Genomic DNA, 25020 nt, shown 5'->3' with positions numbered 1-25020 from the left:
ACGGGAATCGGGGTCGGAACGGGGACGGCCGGGTCAGACCCGCCCGACCTCCTGCGGAGCGTCCTCGGCCGGGATGAACCGGTCGATCAGCAACTTGAACAGGCCGCCACCGACCACGCCACCGATGATGGGGGCGATGATCGGCAACCACCAGTACGGCGTGCCGCTCCCGGTGACCCAGGCCGACTCGTAGCCGGTGATCCACGAGACCAGCCGCGGGCCGAAGTCACGCGCCGGGTTGATGGCGTAGCCCGCGTTCGAGCCCCAGGCCATACCGATGCCCACGACCAGGATCCCGATCATGAACGGGGCCATGTTGGCCATCGGGCCCTTGTTGCGCGGGTGGACCAGCGCCATGATCACGAACACCAGGATCGCGGTGCCGACGACCTGGTCGAGGAACGCGGTCGGGATCGACGTCGCGTCCGCGGGGAAGGTGGAGAAGATGCCCTGGGTCTCGGTCAGGTTCGGGTCGACCGACCGGATGAGGTCGGCGTAGGTGATGCGGACGATCAGCGCCGCGACGATCGCGCCGAGCGTCTGGGCCACGATGAACGGCATGACCTTGCGCCACGGGAAGCCGTCGTAGACGGCGAACGCGATCGTGACGGCCGGATTGATGTGTGCGCCGGAGATCCGCCCGGCCACGTAGACGCCCAGCATGACGCCGAAGCCCCAGGCCCACGCGATGGAGTCGTAGGCACCGGCGGCGTTGTCGGTCCCGGTCTGCACCTGTGCGACGACGCCGCAGCCGAACAGGATCAGGATCATGGTCCCGGCGAACTCGGCGCTGAGCTCGCCGAGCAGGGACGGCGCCTTGCTGACCGGTGCCGTCTCGGAGCCGGTCTTCTCGGAGCTCGTCATCGAACCCCTTTCTGGTGAGTTCCCCCTCGCGGGACCGGACGGCCCCGCCACGTGGGCAGGGACGCTAGGAGCGGGCCGGGAACCGGGCAACGCGACGCGTTCGACGATGTCGAACGTACCGGGTCGAACGGGTCATGATCGGCTTCTCGTGGGAGTGCGCGGGAGTGCCGGACTAGGATCTTCGGCGTGGCGCGGCACATCCAGTCGGTGGCCCGGGCGGCCGCCCTGCTGCGGCTGCTCGGCGGTGCCGGGCGCCCGCTCGCCCTGGCCGAGCTGGCCGCCGCGCTGGATCTCCCGCGCCCGACCGCGCACGGCCTCCTGCGCACGCTGCGTGACGAGGGCCTCGTCGCGCAGGACGCTGCGTCCGGGCGCTACCTGCTCGGCGACGAGCTCGGCCGGCTCGGCACACCGTGGGACCGGCACGACCTGCGGGGCCGGGCGATGAACTGGGCCGATGCGCTGGCCGCCGGCACCGGGTGCGCGGTCTACCTGGGGGTTCCTGCCGTGGACGGCCGCGGGGTGGACGTCGTGCACCACGTGTTCCGGCCCGACGGGAGCCCGCAGCGGCTGCGGACCAACACCGTCCAGCCCCTGCACGCCACCGCCTGGGGGCGGTGCCTGCTGGCGTTCGCCCCGGCCTCGGTGCGCGCCGCGGACCCGCTGGAGCGCTACACACGGCGCACGGTGACCGATCCCGTGGAGCTGGCCCGCGTGCTCGCGGAGACCCGCCGCCGGGGCTGGGCGGCCGACCCGGGAGGCTGGGAGCCGGGTGTCGGCGGGCTGGCGGTGCCGGTGCGCAGCGGGGGCGGGCTCACCGTGGCCGCGCTCGGCGTCGGTGCCCCGGCCGAGGAGTTGTTCACCGGGGACGGCCGGGCCCGGCCCGACCCGGTACAGGAGCTGTCCGCGGCGGCGACCGAGATCGCGGCCGGGCTGGAGGAACTGGTGTGAGCCACGACGACGCACGTGGTCCCGCGGAGGAGTCATGAGCCACGACGACGCACGTGGTCCCGCGGAGGAGTCATGAGCCACGACGACGCACGTGGTCCCGCGGAGGAGTCATGAGCGCGGCGGTACCGGCATCCGAGCGGGTGGTCGCCGCCATCGACCAGGGCACGACGTCGACCCGCTGCCTGCTGTTCACCCGCTCCGGGCGGATGGTGGCGGTCGCCCAGCGCGAGCACCGTCAGTACTTCCCGGCGCCCGGGCGGGCCGAGCACGACGCGACCGAGATCTGGCGGGCCGTGACCCGGGTGGTGCCGGCGGCGCTGCGCCGGGCCGGGCTCGGTCCGGAGAACGTCGCCGCGCTCGGGATCGCCAACCAGCGCGAGACGACGGTGGTGTGGAACCGGCACACCGGCGTCCCCCTGGCCAGGGCGATCACCTGGCAGGACACCCGCACCGACGGCATCGTCTCCGGCCTGGCCGACTCCGCGGGGCTCTACTCCGAGGTGTCCGGGCTCGGCCCCGCGACCTACTTCGCCGGGCCGCGGCTGCAGTGGCTGCTCGACCACGTCCCCGGCGCGCGGGACGGCGCGGAGCGCGGTGACGTGCTGTTCGGGACGATGGAGAGCTGGCTGATCTGGAACCTGACCGGCGGGCCGAACGGCGGCGTGCACGTCACCGACGTCACCAACGCCAGCCGGACGATGCTGATGGACCTGCGGACGCTCGAGTGGTCACCACGGCTGTGCGCGGCGCTGCGGGTGCCGCCGCAGATGCTGCCGCGGATCGTGCCGAACGCGCAGGTCTACGGCACCTGCACCGGGCTGCTGCCCGGTGTCCCGGTGGCCGGGGCGCTCGGTGACCAGCAGGCCGCCCTGGTCGGGCAGACCTGCTTCGCGCCGGGTGAGGCCAAGTGCACCTACGGCACCGGCGCGTTCCTGCTGAAGAACACCGGCCCCCGGATCGCCTCGTCGGACGCCGGGTTGATCCCGACCGTCGGATACCTGCTCGGTGACCGTCCGGTCTACGCCCTCGAGGGCTCGATCGCGATGACCGGCTCGCTGGTGCAGTGGTTCCGCGACGCGCTGGGCATGATCTCCACGGCGGCCCGGATCGAGACGCTCGCGTTGTCGGTGCCGGACAACGGCGGCTGCTACGTCGTCCCGGCGTTCTCCGGGCTCTACGCCCCGCACTGGAACCCGGACGCCCGCGGCGTGATCGTCGGGCTGACGTCCTACATCCACCGCGGGCACCTCGCCCGTGCGGTGCTGGAGGCGACCGCCTGGCAGACCCGCGAGGTGCTGGACGCGATGAACCGGGACTCCGGCGTCGGGGTCACCCGGCTGAAGGTGGACGGCGGGATGACCGCGAACCACCTGCTCATGCAGTGCCTCGCCGACGTCCTCGACCTGACCGTGGAACGCCCGCTCGGCTCCGAGGCGGTGTCGCTGGGCGCCGCCTACGCGGCCGGCCTCGCCGTCGGGTACTGGCCGGACCCGGACGTGCTGCGCCGCAACTGGCACCGTGCCGCGGCCTGGGAGCCGGCGATGGACCCGGGCCTGCGCGAGCGCGAGCACGTGAACTGGCGCCGCGCGGTGGAACGCAGCATCGGCTGGGCCCGGAGCGGGTGACCCGCCCGTCCACACCGGTCCGCCACACTCTGGACGGCGCGCACCTGCGGTGTGATGCTCGTCTCATGACGACGGAGAGAACGACCGTGCAGCGGTGGCGCGCGGGAACCGGTGGGGAGCTGCTGGCGGAGTTTCTCGGGACGTTCGTCCTGATCCTGATCGGGTGCGGCTCGGTCGCGGTGGCCGTGGTCGGGCTGCCCGGCTCGGAGCGCCAGGCCGATCCGTTCGGCGCGGCGAACTGGCTGATCATCACCTGGGGATGGGGCCTGGCCGTCGTGTTCGGGGTGTACGTCGCGGGCGGGGTCAGCGGTGCGCACATCAATCCGGCCGTCACGCTGGCCTTCGCGGTGCGCCGGGGCTTCTCCTGGGCCAAGGTGCCCCTGTACTGGCTGGCCCAGCTCCTCGGGGCGTTCCTCGCGGCCGCGCTCGTCTACGCGGTGTACGCGCCGGCCATCGACGCCTTCAACGCGACCGAGCAGATCGCGGACCGGAGCGGGTCGCTGTCCACGTTCGCGATCTTCGCGACGTATCCCGCGCCCTATTTCAACGGGGCCCTGTGGGGCCCGCTGCTCGACCAGATCGTCGGCACCGCGATCCTGCTCGTGCTCATCGCCGCGCTGATCGACAAGCGCAACCAGGCTCCGGCGGCCAACACCGGCGCGTTCCTCATCGGGCTCGTCGTGGTCGCGATCGGGATGACCTTCGGGACGAACGCGGGCTACGCGATCAACCCTGCCCGCGACCTCGGTCCGCGACTGTGGACCTGGATCGAGGGCTGGGGGCCGCTGGCCTTCCCCGGTACCGGCGACTACTTCGGTACCTACTGGTGGGTCCCGATCGTCGGTCCACTGATCGGCGGCGTGATCGGGATCGTGATCTACGACCTGTTCATCGGGCAGGTGCTCGCGGCACGGAACCCCGAGGACCCGGGCGGCGGCGGCGCGAGCCGCGTCCCGGAGGAGTGACCCGGGGATTCCGGGCCCGAACGCGGACGGCACCCGTCCGGCGCGAAGCAGTGTTGTGCGTCACCGCCGACTCCTGTTAGCGTCGCCGCTACCAAACGACCGGTAGGCATTCGGGAGTTTCCGCGCATGGTCAACATCGGACGCATCCCGGCGAAGTGGGCGGCGCTCACCCCGCGCGCCGACGCCGTCGTCGACGCCACGAACGGCCGGCGCACGGACTGGCGGACCCTCGACGAGCGGGTCCGCCGGCTGGCCAACGGGCTGGCCGGCACCGGCGACGGCGGGCTGGGCCTGGCGAAGGGGGACCGGGTCGCGATCCTGTCCCGCAACTCGACCGAGTACCAGGAGCTCTACTACGCGGCGGGCCGGGCCGGCCTGGTCGCGCAACCGCTGAACTGGCGGCTCGGCGCGCCCGAGCTGGCCCGGATCGTCGCCGACGCCCGCCCCTCGGCGCTGATCGCCTCCGACGAGTGGGCCGGGACCGCCGACGCGGTGCTGTCCGAGGTGGACGTCACCCACCGGCTGGCCTACGGGGATGCGAGCGACGGCAGCTACGAGGACCTGATCGCGCGCAGCAGCGACGACGAGCCGGAGCGCTCGGCCACGGTGGGCGACGACGACCCGTTCTTCATCCTCTACACCGGCGGTACCACCGGGGAGTCGAAGGGCGCGCTGCACAGTCACGCGTCGACGTCGTCCGGGATGCTCAACCAGACCGTCGCCGAGCGGATCGTGCCGACCGACGTCTACATGCTGACCGGGCAGATGTACCACATCCCGGTCGTGCTCTCGATGAACTACATGCGCCACGGCTGTCCGCTGGTGCTGATGAACTTCTCCGCGCGCACTGCTCTGGAGCTGATCGAGGCCGAGCGGGTGTCGGCGTTCCTGGGCATCACCACGATGCTCAACTGGATGATGGCCGAGCCCGGCTTCTCCGGCTTCGACATCTCCTCGCTGCGCAACATCCAGTACGGCGGCGGGCCGATGCCGTCGTCGGTGGTGAAGGCGGCGCTGGAGCACTTCCCGTGCACGCTGATCCAGGGCTACGGGCAGACCGAGGGCACCACGATGTGCTTCCTGTCCCAGGAGGACCACGCCGACGCGGTGCGCGGGATCCATCCCGAACGGCTGATGTCCTGCGGGCGCGAGGGGTTCGTGACCAGCGTCCGGATCGTCGACCCGGACGGCAACGAGGTTCCCCGGGACGGCCGGACCGCCGGGGAGATCGTCGTCCGGTCCGAGGCGAACATGCTCGGTTACCTGAACCGGCCCGAGCTCACCGCCGCCACCCTGCGGGACGGCTGGATGTGGACCGGCGACGTCGCCACCTGGGACGCCGACTCCTACGTGTTCATCGTCGACCGGGCCAAGGACATGATCATCTCCGGCGGGGAGAACATCTACTCGATCCAGGTCGAGGAGGCCGTCAACCAGCACCCGGCCGTCCTGGAGTGCGCCGTCATCGGTGTCCCGGACGACGAGTGGGGCGAGACCGTGAAGGCCTTCGTCGTGCTGAAGCCGGAGACGACGGCGACCACCGAGGACATCGTCGGGACCGCGACGCTGCACCTGGCCTCGTACCAGAAGCCGCGGTCGGTCGAGTTCGTCGACGCGCTCCCCAAGGCGCCCACCGGCAAGATCCTCAAGCGGGCGCTGCGGGAGCAGTACTGGGCCGGCCGCGGACGGTCGGTGTGAGCCGGGCCGGCGTGCCGCGGGTGTGTGTACTGGGCACAGGGGGAGCCGGGCTCACCGCCGCCGTCGCCGCGGCGGACGCCGGCGCCGAGGTCACCGTCCTGGAGAAGGGGGAGCGGATCGGCGGGACGACCGCGCTGTCCGGCGGCACGACCTGGTTGCCCGCGATCGAGGATGGTCGCGCCGACGCGCTCGCCTACCTGGACTCGCTCTCGCACGGCCTGATCGACCCCGCGCAGGCGGAGACCTTCGTCGACACCGGGCCGGAGTTCCTGGACTGGGTGCAGCGGAGTACTCCGGTGCGGTTCCACGTCGTCCCCGGGTTGCCGGACTACCACCCGGAGCATCCGGGCGGGAAGCCGAAGGGCGGCCGCTCGCTGGACCCGGACCTGTTCCGGGTGGGTGCGCTGGGGCCGTGGGCGGATCGGATCGTGCCGGCCGAGCGCGTCCCGCGGTTGACGCTCACCGAGATCCCGCTCGGCGGTGGCCGCGGTGAGGTCGCGCCGGGCACCCCGGACCGGGCACGGCGCAAGGCCGAGGACTGGCGGGGATGCGGTCACGCCCTGGTCGGCGCGCTGCTCGCCGCGTTGCTCGACCGCGGTGTCGAACCGCGGACCGGGGTCGCGGCCGAGGAGCTGCTGCTGCGCGACGGCGCGGTCGCCGGGGTGCGCACCGCGGACGGTGCCGAGATCGCGGCCGACGCCGTGGTGCTCGCGACCGGTGGTTTCGAGTGGGACCGCGAGCTGGTCGCGGCGCACCTGCGCGGGCCGATGACCAGCCCGGCCTCGGTACCGACCAACACCGGTGACGGGCTGCGGATGGCGATGGCGGCCGGGGCGGCGCTGGGCACCATGCGCGAGGCGTGGTGGGTGCCGACCGTCGAGGTCCCCGGCGACACCGCGTTCGGGCGGCAACGTGCGCGGCTCGTCCTGGCCGAGCGGACCCGGCCCGGCTCGATCATGGTCAACGCCGCGGGCCGGCGGTTCGCGAACGAGGCCGCCAACTACAACGCTCTCGGCGGCGCGTTCCACCAGTTCGACCCGGGCGCCTTCCGCTACGCGAACCTGCCCTGCTGGCTCGTCCTCGACTCGGCCTTCCTGTGCCGCTACGGCTTCCTGTCGCTGCCGCCCGGTGCGCCTGCTCCGGACTGGTTCACCACCGCGGACACCCTGGACGGGCTCGGCCGGGCGCTCGGCCTGCCGGACGGGGAGCTGGGGCGCACCGTCGAGCGGTTCAACGCCGGCGCCGTCGAGGGGACCGACCCGGACTTCGGCCGCGGCACGAGCGCCTACGACGGCTGGAACGGCGACCAGGACCACTACCCGGGGCCGGGCGCGACGCTCGGCCCGCTGACCGAACCACCGTTCCACGCGGTACCGGTGCACTCCGGCTGCCTCGGGACCAAGGGCGGCCCACGGACCACTGTGGATGGCCAGGTGCTGCACGTGACCGGCGCGCCGCTGCCCGGGCTGTACGCCGCGGGCAACGCGATGGCCGGGACGACCGGCATGTTCTACGGCGGCGCAGGCGGCACGCTCGGGCCCGCGATGGTGTTCGGGTACCGGGCCGGGCGGCACGCGGCAGGGGTGCGCGGATGATCCCGCCCGGGATGCCGACCCTGCCCGGGATGCTGCGGGAGGTGGCCGCCGCGCACCCGGATGCCGGCGTCGTCGCGGGGGAGCAGCGGGCCTCCTGGCCGCGGGTGCTCGCCGGTGCCGAGGCGCTGGCGGCCCGGTTCGTGGACCTCGGCGTGCCATCCGGCGGGCGGGTCGCGCTGCTGGCGGGCAACACGCTGACCGGGATCGAGCTGCTGTTCGCGTGCGGGCTGGCCGGCGCCGTCGCCGTGCCGGTGAACACCCGGTTCGGCGCGCCGGAGGTGTGTCACCTGCTCGGCGACTCCGGTGCCGACACCGTCGTGGTGACCGCCGACGAGCCTGAGCATCTCGCCCTGTTGCGGGCGGCGCTGGACTCCGCCGGGCCCGGTGAGCTGTCCGGGTTGCGCCGGATCGTGCTGGTGGGCTCGGCGCCGATCGGGGAGCCGCCGGTCGGGGAGCCGGGAGGTAGAGAGTCGGTGATCGCGGAGTCGATGCCGATCGGTGCCAGATGTGGCACCGATCCGCACCGACTCGCCGATCATGCGACCGAGCACGGCCCCGGCGGTCGCGAGCTGCTCCAGCACCGGATCGACGACGGTCCCGGCCCGCCGGCCCCGGACCGCGCCGTCGGGCCCGACGACGTCGCGCTGCTCGTCTACACCTCGGGCACCACCGCGCACCCGCGCGGTTGCCGGCTCACCCACCGGACGCTGGTCGAGGGCGGGCGTGCGGTCGGCCGCGAGCGGTTCCGCTGCACGCCGTCGGACGTGCTGTGGGACGTGCTCCCGCTGTTCCACCTCAGCTTCGTCAACCCGCTGCTGGCGATCCTCGACGCCGGGGGCACCTTCGTCACCGAGCGCCGGTTCGAGGCCGGCGCGGCGCTCGCGCGGATCCGGGACGAGGGCGTCACCGTGGCCTTCACCTGCTTCCCGACCGTGATGGACGCGCTGCTCGCGCACCCCGACGTCGACCGGTGCTTCGCCGGGGTGCGGCTGATGCTCAACGTCGGGCCGCCCGAGACGCTGCGCGCGGTGCAGGCACGGCTGCCCGGCACCGTGCAGCTCACCTCGTACGGCAGCACCGAGACGGCCGGGATCGCCGTGACCACCCACCCCGACGATCCCGACGACGTCCGGCTCGGCACGAACGGGTTCCCGCTGCCGGGCGTCGAGGTCGCCGTCGCCGACCCGGACACCGGCACGCTGCTGCCCGCGGGCGAGCCCGGCGAGCTGCTGGTGCGCGGCACCGGGATGTTCACCGGCTACCACGACGGGGCCCCGCACGGGCCGGAAGACTGGTTCCCGAGCGGGGACCTGGGCCTGGTCGACGCGGCCGGGCGGGTGCACTACCGCGGCCGGCTCAAGGACATGATCAAGGTCGGGGGCGAGAACGTGGCCGCGCTCGAGGTCGAGGCGGTGCTCGCCACGCATCCCGCGGTGCACACGGCCGCCGTCGTCCCGGCGCCGGATCCGCGCTACACCGAGATCCCCGCCGCGTTCGTCGAACTGCGGGCCGGCGCCGAGGTCACCCCCGCCGAGCTGCGGGACCACTGCGCGGCCTCGCTCGCGGCGTTCAAGGTTCCCCGGCACATCCGGTTCGTCACCGACTGGCCGATGTCCGCCACCAAGATCCAGAAAGGTCCGCTACGAGAGCGGATCACCATCGAACTCGAGGAGCTCGTATGAAGACCAGGGGCGCGTTGTTGTGGGAGCCCGGCACGAACTCGGGCTGGAGCGTTGAGGAGATCGAGGTCGATCCGCCGAAGCGGCGGGAGATCGCCGTCGAGCTGGCCGCGTCCGGGGTGTGCCACTCCGACCAGCACCTCGACGACGGCGTGATCCCGCTGCCGTGGGCGCCGGTGCTCGGCGGGCACGAGGGTGCCGGGGTGGTGACCCAGGTCGGGGACGAGGTCCACGACGTGGAGGTGGGTGACCACGTCGTGCTGTCCTTCCTGCCCTCGTGCGGGCGCTGCCGGATGTGCGTCTCCGGCCGGTCCAACATGTGCGACCTCGGCAGCGGGGTGCTCGGCGGGACGGCCCCGGACGGCACGCACCGGGTGCACGCCCGTGACAAGGGCGTCGGCTGCATGTCCTACCTGGGCACCTTCGCGCCGTACGTGACGGTGCCGTTGGACGCCGCGGTGAAGATCCCCAAGGACATCCCGCTGGACAAGGCGGCCCTGATCGGCTGCGGGGTGCCGACCGGGTGGGGCTCCTCGGTCTACGCGGCGGACATGCAGCTCGGCGACACCGTGGTGATCGTCGGGATCGGTGGCGTCGGGATCAACGCGGTGCAGGGTGCGGTCCACAAGGGAGCGCGCAACATCGTCGCGGTCGACCCGGTCGCCTACAAGCAGGAGCAGGCCCAGGAGTTCGGGGCCACGCACGCCGTCGGGTCCTACGAGGACGCCGCTGCGATCGTCGAGCAGCTCACCGACGGCCAGGGCGCCGACCGCGTGATCATCACCGTCGGCGTCGCCACCGGGGACGTGCTGCAGCCCGCGCAGGAGATGACCCGCCGGGGCGGTGTCATGGTGCTGACCTCGGCGGCACCGGTCATGCAACGGGACGTGGAGTTCGACCTGTTCACCTTCGCCATGTCCGGCAAGCGGCTGCAGGGCTCGCTCTACGGCACCACGAACTCGCGCAACGACATCCCGCTGATGGCCGAGCTGTACCGCAACGGCGCGCTCAAGCTCGACGAGCTGATCACCCGCCGGTACTCGCTCGACGACATCAACCAGGCGTTCGCGGACATGCAGGCCGGCAAGAACCTGCGCGGCCTGATCGTCTACTGATCTCGACCATCGACCGGGGAGTCACGATGTCCGAACGGGCCACCGACGTCCAGCAGATCATCAACGCCACGCTGCGCTACGCCCGCGGCCTGGACCTGTTCGACCCGCAGGAGGCGCTCGCGGCCTACACCGAGGACGCCTACTGGGACGCCACCGCCGTCGGGCTGAAGCGGTTCGAGGGGCACGAGGAGATCCTCGGCTTCTTCACCGCGGACGCCGGCGCGATGGCCGAGCAGTTCCACATCATGACCAACCACATCGTCGAGTTCGACGGTCCGGACAGCGCGCACGGCACGAACTACGTCTTCTCCGAGGGCACCACCACGGGCGGTGCCTCGATCAAGGCGATCGCGCTGAACCGGGACACCTACCGCAGGGTCGGCGACGACTGGAAGATCTCCGGCCGTGCCATCTCGCCGCTGACCACACCGCAGATGGAGGGTTTCGACGCGTGAACGGGGAGCAGGTCGTCCGGGCCTACATCGACATCATGAACCGGCTGGACCTCGACGGGTTCGCGGACCTGGTGACCGACGACGTCGAGGTCGCGTTGCCGTACGCGCCGGAGCCGGTTCCCCGACACACCGCGGGCAAGGCGGCCGTGACCGCGCTCTACGGCGGGTTCCCGTCGCTGGTCGCACCGCTCGGCTTCCACAACCTGGAGATCACGCCGCTGCCCGGCGACGGCGAGTTCCTGGCCACCTACCGCAGTGACTCGACCATGCTCGCCACCGGTGAGCCGTACCGGAACGACTACATCAGCCTGTTCACCGTGCGCGGCGCGCAGCTGGCGGCGTTCACCGAGTACTTCGACCCGCTGGTGTTCCGGCTGGCCCAGGGCGCGGTGGTGAGCGGGCCGTGAGTGCGCCCGGACCGGGCGGGCGCGGCGGGCTGGCCGTCGTCGGGTTGTGCTTCGCGACGATCGTGCTCGACGGCTACGACCTGGTGGTCTTCGGCGCGACGCTGCCGGTGATGCTGCGCGACCCGTCCTGGGACATGACGACCGCGCAGGCCGGTGCGATCGGCAGCTACGCGCTGGTCGGGATGCTGGTCGGTGCGCTGGCGGTCGGCGCGCTGACCGACCGGCTCGGCCGCCGCAAGGTCGTGCTGGGGACGACCGTGTGGTTCAGCGTCGCGGCCGGGCTGTGCGCGATCGCGCCGAACCCGGAGGTGTTCGGGGCGCTGCGGTTCCTCTGCGGGATCGGTCTCGGCGGGATGCTGCCCACCGCGATCGCGCTGACCTCGGAGTACGCCCCGGCCGCCCGGCGCCAGCTCTACAACTCCGTGGTGCACGTCGGGTACTCGACCGGCGGGGTGGTGGCCACGCTCGTGGCGATCCCGCTGCTGCCGGTGGCCGGCTGGCAGGTCATGTACCTGCTCGGAGCGTTGCCGGTGCTGGTGCTGTTCCCGCTGATCTACCGCTACCTGCCGGAGTCGCCGGCGTTCCTCGTGGCGCACGGCCGCCACGAGGAGGCCCGCGCGCTGGCGCTGCGGCACGGGCTGGATCCGGACGACGTCCTCGGCCGTGAGACCGCGAGACCTGTTGCCGACGATGCGGCCGCCGGCGGGACCCCCGCGCTGCGCGAGACCGTCGGCGAGCTGTTCGGTCCCGGCTACCGGCGCCGGTCGGTGGTGTTCGCGCTGGTCGGGTTCTGCGGCCTGCTGCTCACCTACGGGGTCGGTACTTGGCTGCCGGAGATCATGCGCTCGGCCGGGTTCGCGCTGGGCTCGGCGCTGTCGTTCCTGCTGGTGCTCAACCTGGGCAACATCGTCGGCAGCCTGCTGGTGGCCCGGATGGCGGACCGGGTCGGGTCCCGGCGGGTGGTCCCGGCGGCGTTCGCGACCGGGGCCGTGTGCCTGGTGCTGATGGCGTTCTCGCCGCCCGCGGTCGTGCTCTACCTGCTGGTGGCGCTGGTCGGTTTCGGCGCGATGGGTGCGCAGATCCTGGTGAACGGGTTCGTCGCGGCGTCCTACCCCGCGCGGATCCGGGCCACCGGGCTGGGCTGGGTGGTCGGGTTCAGCCGGCTCGGCGGGATCGCCGGCCCGGTGGTGGCCGGGCTGGTGCTGGCGTCCGGGGTGGGCGTGGGCTGGAACTTCGCGTTCTTCGCCGCGTTCGCCGCCGCCGCGGTGTTGCTGCTGCTCGCGCTCGGGCCGACCGGCGAGCCGGCTGCCGCGGTGCCCGGGAACAGGTCCCGGGACGGGAACCTGCGCCGGTGACGAGATCGGCGACGGGCGGGGCGTACCACCGGCCGCCGTGGTGCGGCGCCGGTAACGCGGTCCGGATCAGCCTGCGAGCCGCCGGGCGGCGAGATCGGCAGCGGTGCGGGCCATCGCGACGGCGCCGTCCAGGACGGCGCGGTCCGCGGTCGGTGTGCGGCACGCGTCGGCGAACTCCGGCTGGTGGTTGACGGCCGGGGCGCAGTCCAGGCCGAGCATCGGGTGGATCGTGGGCACGACGTGGGACACGTTGCCCATGTCGGTGGCGGCCCCGACCATGCCGCCTGCGGGCAGCTCGGGGAACGTCCGGCCGAGGGCCTCGGCGTGGCTCCGGTAGATCCGCAGCAGCTCGGGGTCGGGGCGCAGGTCCGCGTAGTCCGGGCAGGACGGCGCCGTGTCCAGCTCGCATCCGGTGGCCAGCGCGCCCGCCTCGAAACACCGGCGCACCCGGTCGGTCAGCGGCCCGAGCGCGTCCACCGTGTCGGCACGCACGATCCACCGGCCACGACTCAGATCGGGGATGATGTTCGGCGCGGTGCCGGCCTCGGTCACGATGCCCTGGATCCGGTCGGTGCCGGTGGTCTGCTGGCGCAGCAGGCCGATCGCGACCTGGGCGACGGTCATCGCGTCCGCGGCGTTGACCCCGCGCTCGGGGTAGGCGCCCGCGTGCGCCGGGGTGCCCCGGTAGGACACGTCGGAGACCGAGACCGCGGAGCCGGGCATCGCCGTCATCTCGACGGCGGCCGGATGCACCATCATCGCGGCGTCGAGCCCGTCGAACGCCCCGCGCTCGAGCATGAGAACCTTCCCGCCGCCGCCCTCCTCGGCCGGGGTGCCGAGCACGGTCACGGTCAGCCCGAGATCGTCGGCGACGTCGGCGAGGCCGAGTCCGGCGCCGACCGCCGCGGCGGCGATGATGTTGTGCCCGCAGGCGTGCCCCATCCCGGGCAGCGCGTCGTACTCGGCGCAGATCCCGACGTGCACCGGTCCGGTCCCGATCGTCGCCCGGACGGCCGTCGGCAGTCCGTAGCAGCCGTGCTCGACCGTGAACCCGGCCGCCGCCAGTGCCTCGGCCACCCACGCGCTCGCGCGGACCTCCTCGAACGCGAGCTCGGGATGGGCGTGGATCCGGTGCGAGAGCCCGACCAGCCCGGCCTCCGCGGCCCGGACCCGGTCCCCGATCCGGCGCTGCGTGGCTTCCGGAGCCGCCGTCACGAGTGCACCAGGCGGTCGGCCATCAGCTCGCCGGCCATGATCGCGGTCAGGTTGGTGTTGGCCCGGGGCACCGACGGCAGGATCGAGGCGTCCACGACGCGCAACCCGTCCACCCCCAGCACCCGGCAGTCCGGGTCGACCACGGTGTCGGCGTGCGACGGCGCGCCCATCCGGCAGGTGCTCGTCGCGTGCTGGGCGTCCGCGGCGTTGGCCAGCAGCCAGTCGTCGAGCCGGCAGTCGTCGTCGAGGACCGCCAGCAGGCCCGCGTTCACGCGGTCGACCGGGCCGTCCGAGATCGCGGCGACCTCGTCCCCGCGCGCCATGTCCACCAGCGCCCGCACGCCCTCCCGGAGCCGGGCGAGATCGCGTTCGTCGGAGAGCATGGACTCGCGGACCTCGGGCTGGACCTGCGGGTCGGTCGAGGTCAGGGTGAGCGTCCCGCGGGAGTACGCCTGGTTGACCCACACCCCGAACGCGCCGGCACCGAACCGGACGTCGGCGGTCTCCATGGAGAGCAGGTTCTGGTTGAGCGACACGAACATCATGTCGTGCGGCAGCGCCCCCGCCACGCCGCTGGTGTAGCGGACGCAGACGTTGGTGTGCCGGTCGTCGGGCGTGCGGATGGCGGCGTCCGCGGTCAGCGGGATCGCCACACCGACCATCGGATGGTCCTGCAGGCCGCGACCGACCGGCAGATCGGCGACGACGTCGATGCCCAGCCCGCGCAGCTGCCCGGCGGGGCCGATGCCCGAGCGCAGTAGCACCGCGGGGGAGTGGATCGCACCGGCGCTGAGGACGACGAGATCGGCCCGCTCCTCGACCGCCGAGCCGTCGTGGAGGTAGCGGACCCCGACCGCCCGGCCCGCCTCGACCAGCACCCGGTCGACGAGGGCGTCGCCGCGGACGGTCAGGTTCGCGCAGGCCCGCGCGGGTTCGAGGTAGCCGTCGTTGACGCTCACCCGCCGCCCGTCCCGGGAGTTGATCGGGTACGGCGACACCCCGCCCGCGCCCGGGGCGTTGACGTCCTCGGCCCAGCCGTGCCCGGCCGAGAGCGCGGCGGCGCGCAGTGCGGTGTCCACCGAGCCCCACTCCGATCGCGGCATCCGGTGGATCGGGGTCGGCCCACCGCGGCCGTGGTAGGGCTCGTCACCGAACTGCTCGTCGTCCTCGGAGCGGGCGAACCAGGGCAGGACGTCGTCCGGCGCCCAGCCGGTGGCGCCCTGGCGTGCCCAGTCCTCGAAGTCCTCCATCGGCGGCCGGATCGCGATCTGCCCGTTGATCGACGAGCTGCCCCCGGTGCCGCGGCCGCGCCAGTACAGCGCCGCCTCCTGCTTGTCGGTCCGGGTCGCCAGGACGCCCGGCCAGACCAGCGACGCGCTCGCCTCCGGGACCAGCAACGCCCGCAGCGGGTTCGGCGACCGCCAGACCTCGGCCATCTCCGCCGACCGGAGGTCGGGTCCCGCCTCCAGCAACAGGACCCGCCGTCCCTGCTCCGACAGACGTGCCGCGAGACAGGATCCGGACGACCCGGCACCCACCACGATCACGTCCCAGCCGTTCGTCGCCATCGGCGAACCTCCGTGGACCCGGGGCAGCGTCCCGATCGGAGCTGCCGTCACCCGGTACTGTGGGTGCGGTCGAACTCTCAGTCAATCGTGAAAATTCACGTGGCAGCGAAGGGAGCGCGTCGTGACCGGTGCGGAGGCCCGCGCGGCGGGCGCCGAGGTGGTGCTCGCGGACTTCGCGCGCGTGATCGGGCAGACGATGGGGTGGCCGCCGACCGCGGGCCGGACGGCCGGGGTGCTGATGCTGAGCGAGCGGCCCCTGACCGCCCGGGAGCTGCAGGCACAGGTCGGGGCGAGCGCCGGGTCGATGTCCGAGTGCACCCGCCTGCTGATCGAGAACGGCGTGGTGCACCGGTTCAAGGCTCCCGGCTCGCGGCACTTCGTGCACGAGTGGCGTCCGGACGCCTGGGTCGGCTGCCTGGAGCACCAGCTCCGGCAGGTCGAGACCCTGCGCGATCTCGCGCACCGCACGACGGCGACGGCCGGTTCCCTCCCCGGGCCGGTCGGGCCCCGGGCGCGGGAGATGGTCGCCTACTACGACCTGATGGCCGCCCGGCTGGGCGCGGTGCTGGAGGAGTACCGCGCGCGCCGTTAGCGGCTGCCTGCACGGTCTTGTCGTACGGACCCGAGGTGTGCGTAAATCTCTACCAAACGAACGGTAGAGCGACGTCGGGGGTAGCGGATGAGTGGGCGGGTCGAGGGCAAGGTCGCGTTCGTGACGGGGGCGGCGCGTGGGCAGGGGCGCAGCCACGCGCTGCGACTGGCGGCCGAGGGCGCCGACGTGATCGTCGCCGACCTCTGTGGGCCGGTGCCGGCGATCGGGATGTACCCACCGGCGACTCGCGAGGACCTGGACGAGACGGTCCGGCAGATCGAGGCGCTGGACAGGCGGGTGCACGCGCAGGTCGCCGACGTCCGGGACCGGGACGCGCTCACCGCCGTCGTCGACGCCGGGGTGGCGGAGCTGGGCCGGCTCGACATCGTCTGCGCCAACGCCGGGGTCTTCGAGATCGCTCCCGCGCTGGAGATCACCGACGCGGACTGGCGCGAGATCCTCGACATCAACCTGACCGGGGTCTGGAACACCTGCCGCGCGGCCCTGCCGCACCTGCTGGCCTCCGGCGGGGGATCGATCGTGATCACCAGCTCCACCGCGGGGATCAAGGGCACGCCGAACACGGTGCACTACACGGCGAGCAAGCACGGCGTCGTCGGGATCATGCGGAGCCTGGCCAACGAGTTCGCCGAGCGCGGCGTGCGGGTCAACACGGTGCACCCGACCGGCGTGGACACCGACATGATCATGAACGAGAAGACCTGGGGCCTGTTCCTGCCCGAGGTCGAGGGCCCGACCCGGGACCAGGCCGCGAAGGTCTTCGAGACCACCAACGCGCTGCCGGTGCCGTGGGTGGAACCGATCGACATCTCGAACGCCGTGCTCTGGCTGTCGTCCGACGAGGCCCGGTACGTGACGGGCGTGATGCTGCCCGTCGACGCGGGCTACACGATCCGCTAGGGGAGCGGTGTCCGGCCGGACGGTAGTCTCGGCCGATCTCAAGAGGCCCGGAGAAGGGGTGTGACCAGGTGCGACAGCCGGCGGGACGGAGTGCGCGGCGCTCCGGCGGGGAACGCAAACCCCGCGAGGAGCGCTGGGCCGAGCTGATCGAGGTCGCGACCCAGGTCTTCTACGAGAAGGGCTACGACGGCGCCTCGCTGCAGGACATCGCGGACCGGTTGGGGATGCTCAAGGGCAGCCTCTACTACTACATCCAGTCCAAGGAGGACCTGCTCTTCGACGTCATCTCCTCGGTGCACAAGGAGGGCCTGGCGGTGATCCGGGCGCGCGCCGCCGTGGAGGGCCCGCCGCTGCACCGGCTCCGGTCGGTGATCGTCGGGCACGTGGAGCACACCTGCCGGAACCTGGTGCCGACGGCGGTGTTCCTGCACGAGCTGGCTGCGCTGCCCGAGCCGCGGCGCCAGGAGGTGCTGGGCAGCGAACACGCCTACCAGGGCGTGTTCCGGGGACTGATCGAGCAGGCCCAGCACGCCGGCGACGTCCGGTCCGACCTGGACCCGCGGCTGGCCACGCTGTCCGTGCTCGGCTCGGCGAACTGGGTGTACCGCTGGTTCCGCCCGGGCGGGACCTTCAGCCCGGAACAGATCGGGTCCGAGCTCGCCGAGCTGGCGATCCGCGGGATCGCGACCGAGCAGGGCCTCGGCACCGTCTGACCCCTCGCGCGGAGAAGCGCGCCGCGGCCCGGGATCGCGGTGGGCCCGGCCTCACACCCCCTTGCTGTGCCTCACACCTGCTGCAACCGGTGTGTGGTGCAGCGAACGGGTGTGAGGCGAGTGCCGGTCTCGCCGGTGGCCTCCTCCTCGCCGGTGCAGACGCGGGACGGGGCGCGCATTCATCGGGGCGGCGCGCGCTCGGAGGCCCCGCCGGGTGCCGGGAAGCGTTAGCGTCACCGATCATGAGCAATGCCGAAGCCGCCGTCGCCGCCGGACGTCTCGCCCGCGGGCTGGAGCCGCTGCACGCCCAGGCCTACTTCGCCCCGGAGGCCGAGCCCCGCTACGCGCAGGCCGGTCTCGAACAGGGCCACCGGATGACCTACTTCGGGCCCCGGGCCGCGCCGATGGGCGCGGTCGGCCCGTCGGTGGTCACCGCGACGTTCTACAACTTCGCGCCCCGCCTGGTGGCCGACTCGATCCCGCGGGCGTGGGAGCTGGCCTCGCCTGCCAACCTGCTCACGGCCCGGTTCGACGTCGCCGACGCGTCCCTGCGCCGGCTGCTCGGCGACGACGCCGTCGGTTCGGCCGAGATGGCACAGGCGGCGGCGCTCGCCCGGACCGCCGCCGAGGCCGTGCAGGCCGAGGGCCGCCCGCTTGCGGCCGGCCACCTGGACGTCGCATGGCCCGCGGCGCCGCACGTCGTGCTCTGGCACGCGTTGTCGATCCTGCGTGAGCACCGCGGCGACGGGCACATCGCGCTGCTCACCGAGGCAGGCCTGTCGGGCCTGGAGGCGCTGATCACCGCGACGGCCACCGGCACCGGGTTCACGATCGGGTTCGCCCGGGCCAGCCGCGGCTGGACGACGGCCGAGTGGAACGACGGCGTCGCCCGGCTGGCCGAACGTGGCCTGCTGGAGCACGCGGCCCCGTCCGACGAGGCGGTCACGCCGGTTCTCACCGAGGCCGGGGCGGCCCTGCGCAAGCGGATCGAGAACGACACGCACCGGCTGGGGGCGGCGCCCTGGTCGGTGCTCGGTGCGGAGCGGCTCGGACGGCTCGGCGAGATCGGCACGACGTTCTCCCGGACCGCGATGGCGAACGGCGCCTTCCCGGCCGAGGGAGTGTTCGCGGCCCGGGCGAAGGGCTGACGCCGGCCACGATCGGGGCGGGCTCGGGCGGGCGAAACGTCCGGCCTGCCCGTTAAGGTGCTCTGCGCACACCGGTGCGGCAGCACCGGTGGCGTGACCGCGTACGGGAGGGGAACCGGTGCTCGAGATCAGCGGGCTCGAATGGGCCATCATGATCGGCGTGGTCGTCGCGCTGCTCGCGCTCGATCTGCTCCTGGCCTGGCTCAAGCCGCACAAGGTCGGGTTCAAGGAGGCGACCGCCTGGTCGGTCTTCTACATCCTGGTCGCGATCGCCTTCGGCGTGGTGTTCGCGATGGTGCACGGCTGGGACTTCGGTACCCAGTACTTCACCGGCTACATCGTCGAGAAGAGCCTCTCGGTCGACAACCTGTTCGTCTTCGTGATCATCATGACGACGTTCGCGGTTCCGGAGGAGCACCAGCACAAGGTGCTGACCTTCGGCATCGTGCTCGCCCTGATCATGCGCGCGATCTTCATCGCGGTCGGGGCCACGCTGCTCAACCTGTTCTCGTTCATGTTCCTGCTGTTCGGCCTGCTGCTGTTGTGGACGGCCGTCCAGCTCTACCGGCACAAGGACGAGGAACCCGACGTCGAGGACAACATGGTCGTGAAGAGCGCGCGCAAGCTCTTCCCGGTCACCGAGGAGTACGACGGTGGGCGCCTGTTCACCCGGGAGAACGGCAAGCGGGTCGCGACGCCGATGTTCATCGTGCTGGTCGCGATCGGTGGCATCGACCTGCTGTTCGCGCTCGACTCGATCCCCGCGGTGTTCGGCGTGACCCAGGAGACCTACATCGTCTTCGCGGCCAACGCGTTCGCGCTGCTCGGCCTGCGCGCGCTGTTCTTCCTGGTCAAGGGCCTGCTCGACCGGCTGGTCTACCTGTCCACCGGCCTGGCGATCATCCTCGGCTTCATCGGGGTCAAGCTGGTCCTGCACTGGGCGCACGTGGACATCTCCCCGGCGGTCCCGGAGATCCCGACCATGCTGAGCCTGGTCGTCATCCTCGGGATCCTGGCCGTCGTCACCACTGCCAGCCTGATCAAGACCAAGGGCGACCCCTCGCTGAGGGCCAAGCCGGGTTCGCTGAAGGCCCGCAAGGAGCGCACGGAACAGCAGAGCAACTGACCGTGCCGCGACGGGGGCCGCGTGGTCCCCGTCGCTGATCGGCCTTCGTCGCTGATCGGCCCCGTCGCCGGCCGGACCCCGTCGTCGGTCGGCCCTCGTCAGCCGAGTCCGGGCCCGCCGAGCGGCGTCACCTCGATGTAGTCCGGCGGGGCGGCCAGCAGTGCGAGGACCTCGCCGAGCCCGGCCTCGCCGAGGTCCCGGCCGAGCGCCGCCTCGGACGACGCCGCGTCCGCCCAGATCTCGGTCACCCAGACCGCGTCGGCCTCGTCCGGCGCCGCGTTCACCACGTAGGCCAGGCAGCCGGGCTGGTCGGCCATGCCGTCCGCGACCCGGAGCAGGGCCTTCGCCAGCTCGGGGCCCTGACCCTCCGCAGCCACCATCCGTACGTACCGGCCGACCCGCTCGCTCGTCTCCACGGCCGCGACCGTAGACGGCGCATCCGATGTTCCGCGCACCGACGTGCCGGGCCGCGCTGTGGTGGGCTCGCCGGGCTCCCGACCTCATGGCGGACGTGCGGTCCTCGAACCTCCGATCGGCCGACGGTCGCCATCTGGAACTCAGCTCGGGCGCTCCACGGCGAGCGGTCTGTTCCCGGCGCCGAACGACCGGAAATTGTTCTAGAGAACACCATGGCCGAACCGGTAAAATCGAACACATGAGCGACGCGGCGGTGCTGGACCCGGTACTGGAGGAAGACCTGCTGGACCAGTACCTGCAGCGCCCGATCATCGTCGAGGACCCCTGCCCGCACGGCATCCCGGTCGACCTGTGCGCAGCCCTGTGCAGCGGCGACCCGACCGCGGTGGCCACCGTGCACCTGCACCGCCCGGTCGGGCACTCCCTGGCCCTGGACTGCCAACTCGCCGGCGCCGCCCCGCACCTGCTGACCGACGCCCAGATCCTCGACGTCGTCGAAGGCGCCGAACGCCTGCAACGCTGGGTCTCGGCGCTGCGGACCCGGATGATCGCGGTGTTCGCCGACCGCCACCCCGCCGGTAGCCGCGCCGCACCCCCGGACGCCGATCCCCGCGCGATCGCACCGGTGAGCCGGTGGCTACCCGATCAGGTCGCGATGGTGCTCAGCCTCTCCCGCGAACAGGCCCTCGGCGAGATCGCCGGGGCGCAGCGCTTCGTCCACGTGCTGCCCGCGACCCTGGCCGACTGGGAGGCCGGGCGGATCGACGAACGCAAAGCCGACGCCATCGCCCAGGCCACCATCGTCCTCGACGACGACCTCGCCCGCGAGGTCGAAGCCAAAGTCCTCACCGGCGCCGCGGAGGTGCCGCGGCGGTTGCTGCAGGACCGGCTGCGTCGCGCGGTCGCCAAGGCCGACCCCGACGGTGCCACGCGGCGCCACCAGCGGGCCAAGGCCGACCGCCGGATGTCGATCAGCCACGGTGAGGAGGGGATGGCGTCGCTGTGGCTCGGTGGCACCGCGGAGCAGGCCGAAGCGTCCTGGCGGTCGGTGGACCGCCTCGCCCGCGCCGTCGACGCCGCGGACCCACGCACGCTCGACCAGAAACGGATCGACACCGCCCACGAGTTGCTGCAGGGCACCCTGACCCTCACCGACCTCACCGACGTGCACACCGTGGTCGACCACGTCCTCGCCACCGTCGCCGCACGACAGCACCAGCCGGGCAACGACACCCCCGCGGAGGTCCCGGCAGATGCCCGAGCAGAGGTCGAGGTCACCGGGGTATCCGCCGAGGTCGTGGCCGAGGCCGTCGCCCAGGCCCTGGCCCACAAACCCGACCCGAACACCGTGATCGGGCGCAAACCACTGATCCACGTCGTGGTCGGACTCGACACCCTGCTCGGCGGCGACACCCCCGGCGAACTCGTCGGACACGGCCCCATCCCCGCCCTCACCGCACGCGCCCTCGCCGCCGAAGGCGTCCTGAAACGCCTGGTCACCGACCCCCTGTCCGGCTACCTGATCAACCACGGCCGCACCACCTACAGCCCACCCGAACCGACCGACGACCACGTCCGCGCCCGCGACTGCACCTGTCGCGGCCCACTGTGCGCCAAACCCATCCGCGACCTCGACCACCACATCCCCTGGGCCGACGAAGGCCCCACCGACGCCGACAACCTCAACGGCTACTGCCTCGGCCACCACAAACTCAAAGACGCACCCGGCTGGCAGGTCCTCGCCCACCCCGACGGCTCCCTGACCTGGATCAGCCCCTGCGGACGCCGACGCACCACCCACCCCCACGACTACCGGCCCTTCACCGACCCGACGCCCGACCGCACCGATTCCGCTGGGCGGACCGACGTGGCCGAGCGGAGCGACTCGGCCGACCGAACCGGCTCGGCTGGGCGGACTGACCTGGCCGAGCGGATTGACCTGACCGAACGGACTGACCTGGCCGAGCGGACCGGCCGCCCGGCCGACACCGTCGAAGACTCGACCGGCGTGCATGGCGCGGACGCCGATGATGTCCCGCCGCCCTTCTGACGCGCCCGATCGAGGACCGGAGGTGTCCGCGACGGCGGGCACACTGGGCGTCGTGATGGAGACCTCGGCGCGACTGCTCCGGCTGCTCGGGCTGCTGCAGGTGCCGCGCGACTGGACCGGGCCGACGCTGGCGGAGCGGCTCGACGTCGACGTCCGCACCGTCCGCCGGGACGTCGACAAGCTCCGGACGCTCGGCTACCCGGTGCACTCCACGCCCGGGAGCACCGGCGGCTACCGGCTCGGGGCAGGCGCGGCGCTGCCGCCCCTGCTGCTCGACGACGACGAGGCCGTCGCCGTCGCGGTGGGGCTGCGGACCGCGGCCGGTGGGACCGTGTCGGGCATCGAGGAGACCTCGGTGCGCGCCCTGGCGAAGCTGGAGCAGGTGCTGCCGAACCGGTTGCGCCGCCGGGTCGCCGCGCTGGGCACCGCCACCGCGACGCTCCCCGGACGGGGACCCACGGTCGACGCCGATGATCTCGCGGCGCTGGCAGCCGCCTGCCGTGACCACGAGTGCGTGCGGTTCGACTACGTGGCCGGCGACGGCGGCGAGACCCGCCGGATCGTCGAGCCGGAGGGCCTGGTGCACACCGGCCGCCGCTGGTACCTGGTCGCCTGGGACACCGGCCGCGACGACCGGCGGACGTTCCGGGTGGACCGGATGCGGCTGAAGCTGCCCGCGGGCCCGCGGTTCGCGCCGCGGGATCCTCCCGAGGGCGGGGTGGCCGCGTTCGCCCAGCGCGGGATCTCCTCGGGCGCCTACCCGTACCGGGCGCGGATCGTGTTCGCCGCGCCTGCGGAGCGGATCGCGGAGCACGTGACGCCGGCGTCGGGGATCGTGACCGACCTGGGCGACGGCCGCTGCGAGCTCGCCGCCGGGGCGTGGACGCTCGAGTCGCTGGCGGTGTGGATCAACTTCTTCGACGTGGACTTCCACGTGGTGGAGCCGCAGGAGCTCGTCGAGCACCTGGACGCGCTCGCGGCCCGGCTGACCCGGGCTGCGCAGGCCTCCCGGGAGGCCTGCGCAGCGGACGGACGATGAGGACCCGGTCGCCGTCGTCGCCGTCGCCGGGGTCAGAACGCGGGACGCACGACGCCCACCGGGCGCCCGTGTCCCAGCACGTCGACGCGTGTCGCCGCGGGCAGCGCCTCGGTAACGGCGCCCCAGCCCTCCAGCACGGCGGCGGCGAGCACGGGCAGCGGCCGTGGTGAGCCGTCGAGCACCGTCACGGCGAACGCCCGGCCGTCGGGCAGTGCGGCGGCCAATACCCCTTCCGCGCCGTCCTTCGCGATCAGTCCGGGCACGGCCTGCGCGAGCCGGGTGACCGGCCGCCCGGTCCCGCCGACCCACCACGGGTGGGTGCGCATCGCCGCGGCGACCCGGCCCTCCGGCGCCGCCGGTGCGGCGACCGCGATCCGAGCGAAGGCCCGCGCGAGCCCGGCCGGGGTGGACCCGAAGAGCGGAGCCCCGCAGCCGTCGACCGTCGTGGTGAACGGCGTGACTCCGGTCAGGTCGGCGATGGTGTCGTGGATCAGCCGCTGCAGCGGGTGATCCGGTTCCCGGTAGCCGGTGGTCGGCCACCCGGCCGCCACGCAGGTCGCCAGCATGGCGGCGTGCTTGCCGGAGCAGTTCTGCAGCACCGGTGCCGGCGTCGTTCCGATGGCCCGGGCGGCCGCGCCGGCCTGGACGTCCAACGGCAGGTCCGGGGTGTTGTCCAGGTCGTCCTCGGTGAGGCCGGCACCGTCCAGGATCCGGCGGACGCCGTCGATGTGCCCGGGCTCCCCGGAATGCGACGCGCAGGCCAGGGCGAGCAGCTCTCCGTCGAGGTCGAGGCCGGACCGCAGCAGCGCGACCGCCTGCACCGGTTTGAGCGCCGACCGCGGCAGGAACGGGACGTCCGGGTCACCCCGGCCGGTGAGCCGGCCGCCGTCGAGGACGGCGAGGGTGCCCAGGTGCACCGACTCGACGATGCCCTCCCGCTCGACGTACGCCAGTGGGACGGCACCGGCGAGGACGGGTGGGACGACGTCGGGGGAGTGCACACCCCGACGCTACGTCGGCCCGGGGACCGACGACCGGGCCCGTCGGGGGACTCGTCCGGCAGGCTCGGCGGCTCCGGGGCTCCGAGGGCCGGGATCTCCAGCGGCCGGACATGACCTGTGCCCGTCCGGGCGGCGCGGGACGGGGTTCCTTCTCGTCATCATGGCGTCGAACGGAGCGGCACGAGCGCCCCGGTGGTCCGTACTCGCCCCGTTCCGAACCGCCCGCCGCGCGGCGAGCGCCAGCCGATCTCCCGAGGAGGAGCCGTGTCCGGTCCTGCTTCCCCCACCCGCGGCGCAGCCGGTGGCCGCTCCACCGGCTTTCGTGTCGGCCCGCGTCAGATCGTGGCGGCGGTCCTCGTCGTTCTCGCGATCGTGTTCATCGCCCAGAACCGCGACCCGGCGAGCATCGACCTGTTCACCCTGAACGTGACCGCACCGCTCTGGATCGTCCTCGCGGCGATGGTGCTGGTCGGTCTTGTGATCGGTCTGGTGCTCGGCCGGCGGCGGGCCCGTCGCTGAGCCGG

At 72.9% G+C, this 25020-nt stretch carries 23 protein-coding genes; 18 read left to right on the top strand and 5 right to left on the bottom strand.

The annotated features are described in order from the left end of the window. Nucleotides 1–33: 33 nt before the first annotated feature. Nucleotides 34–864 (bottom strand): MIP/aquaporin family protein, encoded by an 831-nt coding sequence (locus JOF36_RS29995; protein WP_210033607.1) that lies wholly within the window; start codon nt 862–864, stop codon nt 34–36. A 186-nt stretch (nt 865–1050) separates the two neighbouring features. On the opposite strand from JOF36_RS29995, the gene JOF36_RS29990 reads away from it, so the two are divergent. The 10 genes from JOF36_RS29990 (at nt 1051) to JOF36_RS29945 (ending at nt 12706) form a co-directional block, all read left to right on the top strand. Then, nucleotides 1051–1812: an IclR family transcriptional regulator gene (locus JOF36_RS29990; RefSeq protein WP_210033605.1), complete on the top strand. Its 762-nt coding sequence runs from the start codon at nt 1051–1053 to the stop codon at nt 1810–1812. Nucleotides 1813–1922: 110 nt separating this feature from the next. Further along, nucleotides 1923–3437 carry a glycerol kinase GlpK gene (gene glpK, locus JOF36_RS29985; protein WP_210033604.1) on the top strand — a complete coding sequence of 505 codons (1515 nt, stop codon included), beginning with the start codon at nt 1923–1925 and terminating at the stop codon, nt 3435–3437. Nucleotides 3438–3502: 65 nt separating this feature from the next. Then, entirely contained in the window at nt 3503–4402 is a 900-nt protein-coding gene (locus tag JOF36_RS29980; protein WP_210033600.1) for an MIP/aquaporin family protein, read from the top strand. Between the two features lie 126 nt (nt 4403–4528). Next, a complete protein-coding gene (locus JOF36_RS29975; protein WP_210033599.1) occupies nt 4529–6100 on the top strand; it encodes an AMP-binding protein in 1572 nt (523 codons plus the stop codon). Continuing rightward, nucleotides 6097–7695, top strand: coding sequence for an FAD-dependent oxidoreductase (locus JOF36_RS29970; protein ID WP_210033598.1), 1599 nt, complete (start codon nt 6097–6099; stop codon nt 7693–7695). Before JOF36_RS29975 ends, JOF36_RS29970 begins: the two co-directional genes overlap by 4 nt. Beyond that, the gene (locus JOF36_RS29965; RefSeq protein WP_210033597.1) at nt 7692–9377 is read left to right on the top strand and encodes a class I adenylate-forming enzyme family protein; all 1686 of its coding nucleotides are present in this window, start codon (nt 7692–7694) and stop codon (nt 9375–9377) included. Before JOF36_RS29970 ends, JOF36_RS29965 begins: the two co-directional genes overlap by 4 nt. After that, nucleotides 9374–10489, top strand: coding sequence for an NDMA-dependent alcohol dehydrogenase (locus tag JOF36_RS29960; RefSeq protein WP_210033596.1), 1116 nt, complete (start codon nt 9374–9376; stop codon nt 10487–10489). The genes JOF36_RS29965 and JOF36_RS29960 overlap by 4 nt, the downstream gene beginning before the upstream one ends. A 26-nt stretch (nt 10490–10515) precedes the next feature. Next, entirely contained in the window at nt 10516–10944 is a 429-nt protein-coding gene (locus JOF36_RS29955) for a nuclear transport factor 2 family protein (protein ID WP_210033556.1), read from the top strand. Further along, nucleotides 10941–11351, top strand: coding sequence for a nuclear transport factor 2 family protein (locus tag JOF36_RS29950; RefSeq protein WP_210033554.1), 411 nt, complete (start codon nt 10941–10943; stop codon nt 11349–11351). Before JOF36_RS29955 ends, JOF36_RS29950 begins: the two co-directional genes overlap by 4 nt. Then, nucleotides 11348–12706: an MFS transporter gene (locus JOF36_RS29945; protein ID WP_210033552.1), complete on the top strand. Its 1359-nt coding sequence runs from the start codon at nt 11348–11350 to the stop codon at nt 12704–12706. The genes JOF36_RS29950 and JOF36_RS29945 overlap by 4 nt, the downstream gene beginning before the upstream one ends. Nucleotides 12707–12772: 66 nt before the next feature. Here the strand turns inward: JOF36_RS29945 and JOF36_RS29940 are convergent, their stop codons facing one another. Next, entirely contained in the window at nt 12773–13921 is a 1149-nt protein-coding gene (locus JOF36_RS29940) for a M20 family metallopeptidase (RefSeq protein ID WP_210033550.1), read from the bottom strand. Next, nucleotides 13918–15489: a GMC family oxidoreductase gene (locus tag JOF36_RS29935; protein WP_210033541.1), complete on the bottom strand. Its 1572-nt coding sequence runs from the start codon at nt 15487–15489 to the stop codon at nt 13918–13920. The genes JOF36_RS29940 and JOF36_RS29935 overlap by 4 nt, the downstream gene beginning before the upstream one ends. A gap of 121 nt (nt 15490–15610) precedes the next feature. Here JOF36_RS29935 and JOF36_RS29930 point away from each other — a divergent pair, with 121 nt between their 5' ends. The 5 genes from JOF36_RS29930 (at nt 15611) to JOF36_RS29910 (ending at nt 19989) form a co-directional block, all read left to right on the top strand. After that, nucleotides 15611–16081 carry a GbsR/MarR family transcriptional regulator gene (locus JOF36_RS29930; protein ID WP_307862660.1) on the top strand — a complete coding sequence of 157 codons (471 nt, stop codon included), beginning with the start codon at nt 15611–15613 and terminating at the stop codon, nt 16079–16081. An 87-nt stretch (nt 16082–16168) separates the two neighbouring features. After that, complete coding sequence (locus JOF36_RS29925; protein WP_210033539.1) at nt 16169–17002, top strand: mycofactocin-coupled SDR family oxidoreductase; 834 nt, start codon at nt 16169–16171, stop codon at nt 17000–17002. A 68-nt stretch (nt 17003–17070) separates the two neighbouring features. Then, nucleotides 17071–17715, top strand: coding sequence for a TetR/AcrR family transcriptional regulator (locus JOF36_RS29920; RefSeq protein WP_210033537.1), 645 nt, complete (start codon nt 17071–17073; stop codon nt 17713–17715). Nucleotides 17716–17957: 242 nt separating this feature from the next. Next, nucleotides 17958–18863, top strand: coding sequence for an SCO6745 family protein (locus JOF36_RS29915; RefSeq protein WP_210033535.1), 906 nt, complete (start codon nt 17958–17960; stop codon nt 18861–18863). Nucleotides 18864–18981: 118 nt separating this feature from the next. Then, nucleotides 18982–19989 (top strand): TerC/Alx family metal homeostasis membrane protein, encoded by a 1008-nt coding sequence (locus JOF36_RS29910; protein ID WP_210033533.1) that lies wholly within the window; start codon nt 18982–18984, stop codon nt 19987–19989. A 98-nt stretch (nt 19990–20087) separates the two neighbouring features. Here JOF36_RS29910 and JOF36_RS29905 read toward each other — a convergent pair whose 3' ends face one another. Then, on the bottom strand, nt 20088–20405 hold the full coding sequence (locus JOF36_RS29905) for a putative quinol monooxygenase (protein ID WP_210033530.1): 318 nt from the start codon (nt 20403–20405) through the stop codon (nt 20088–20090). Between the two features lie 239 nt (nt 20406–20644). On the opposite strand from JOF36_RS29905, the gene JOF36_RS29900 reads away from it, so the two are divergent. After that, a complete protein-coding gene (locus tag JOF36_RS29900; RefSeq protein ID WP_210033529.1) occupies nt 20645–22456 on the top strand; it encodes an HNH endonuclease signature motif containing protein in 1812 nt (603 codons plus the stop codon). Between the two features lie 52 nt (nt 22457–22508). Then, complete coding sequence (locus JOF36_RS29895) at nt 22509–23495, top strand: helix-turn-helix transcriptional regulator (RefSeq protein WP_307862767.1); 987 nt, start codon at nt 22509–22511, stop codon at nt 23493–23495. Between the two features lie 32 nt (nt 23496–23527). Here the strand turns inward: JOF36_RS29895 and JOF36_RS29890 are convergent, their stop codons facing one another. Then, the gene (locus tag JOF36_RS29890; RefSeq protein WP_307862659.1) at nt 23528–24496 is read right to left on the bottom strand and encodes an asparaginase; all 969 of its coding nucleotides are present in this window, start codon (nt 24494–24496) and stop codon (nt 23528–23530) included. 264 nt (nt 24497–24760) lie between these two features. On the opposite strand from JOF36_RS29890, the gene JOF36_RS29885 reads away from it, so the two are divergent. Beyond that, entirely contained in the window at nt 24761–25015 is a 255-nt protein-coding gene (locus JOF36_RS29885) for a LapA family protein (protein ID WP_210033523.1), read from the top strand. Nucleotides 25016–25020 lie beyond the last annotated feature (5 nt).

The organism is Pseudonocardia parietis (assembly GCF_017876315.1).
Lineage (GTDB): Bacteria > Actinomycetota > Actinomycetes > Mycobacteriales > Pseudonocardiaceae > Pseudonocardia > Pseudonocardia parietis.
The sequence above is the reverse complement of the archived record's forward strand: the minus strand, read 5'-3'. Positions and strand labels throughout refer to the sequence as shown.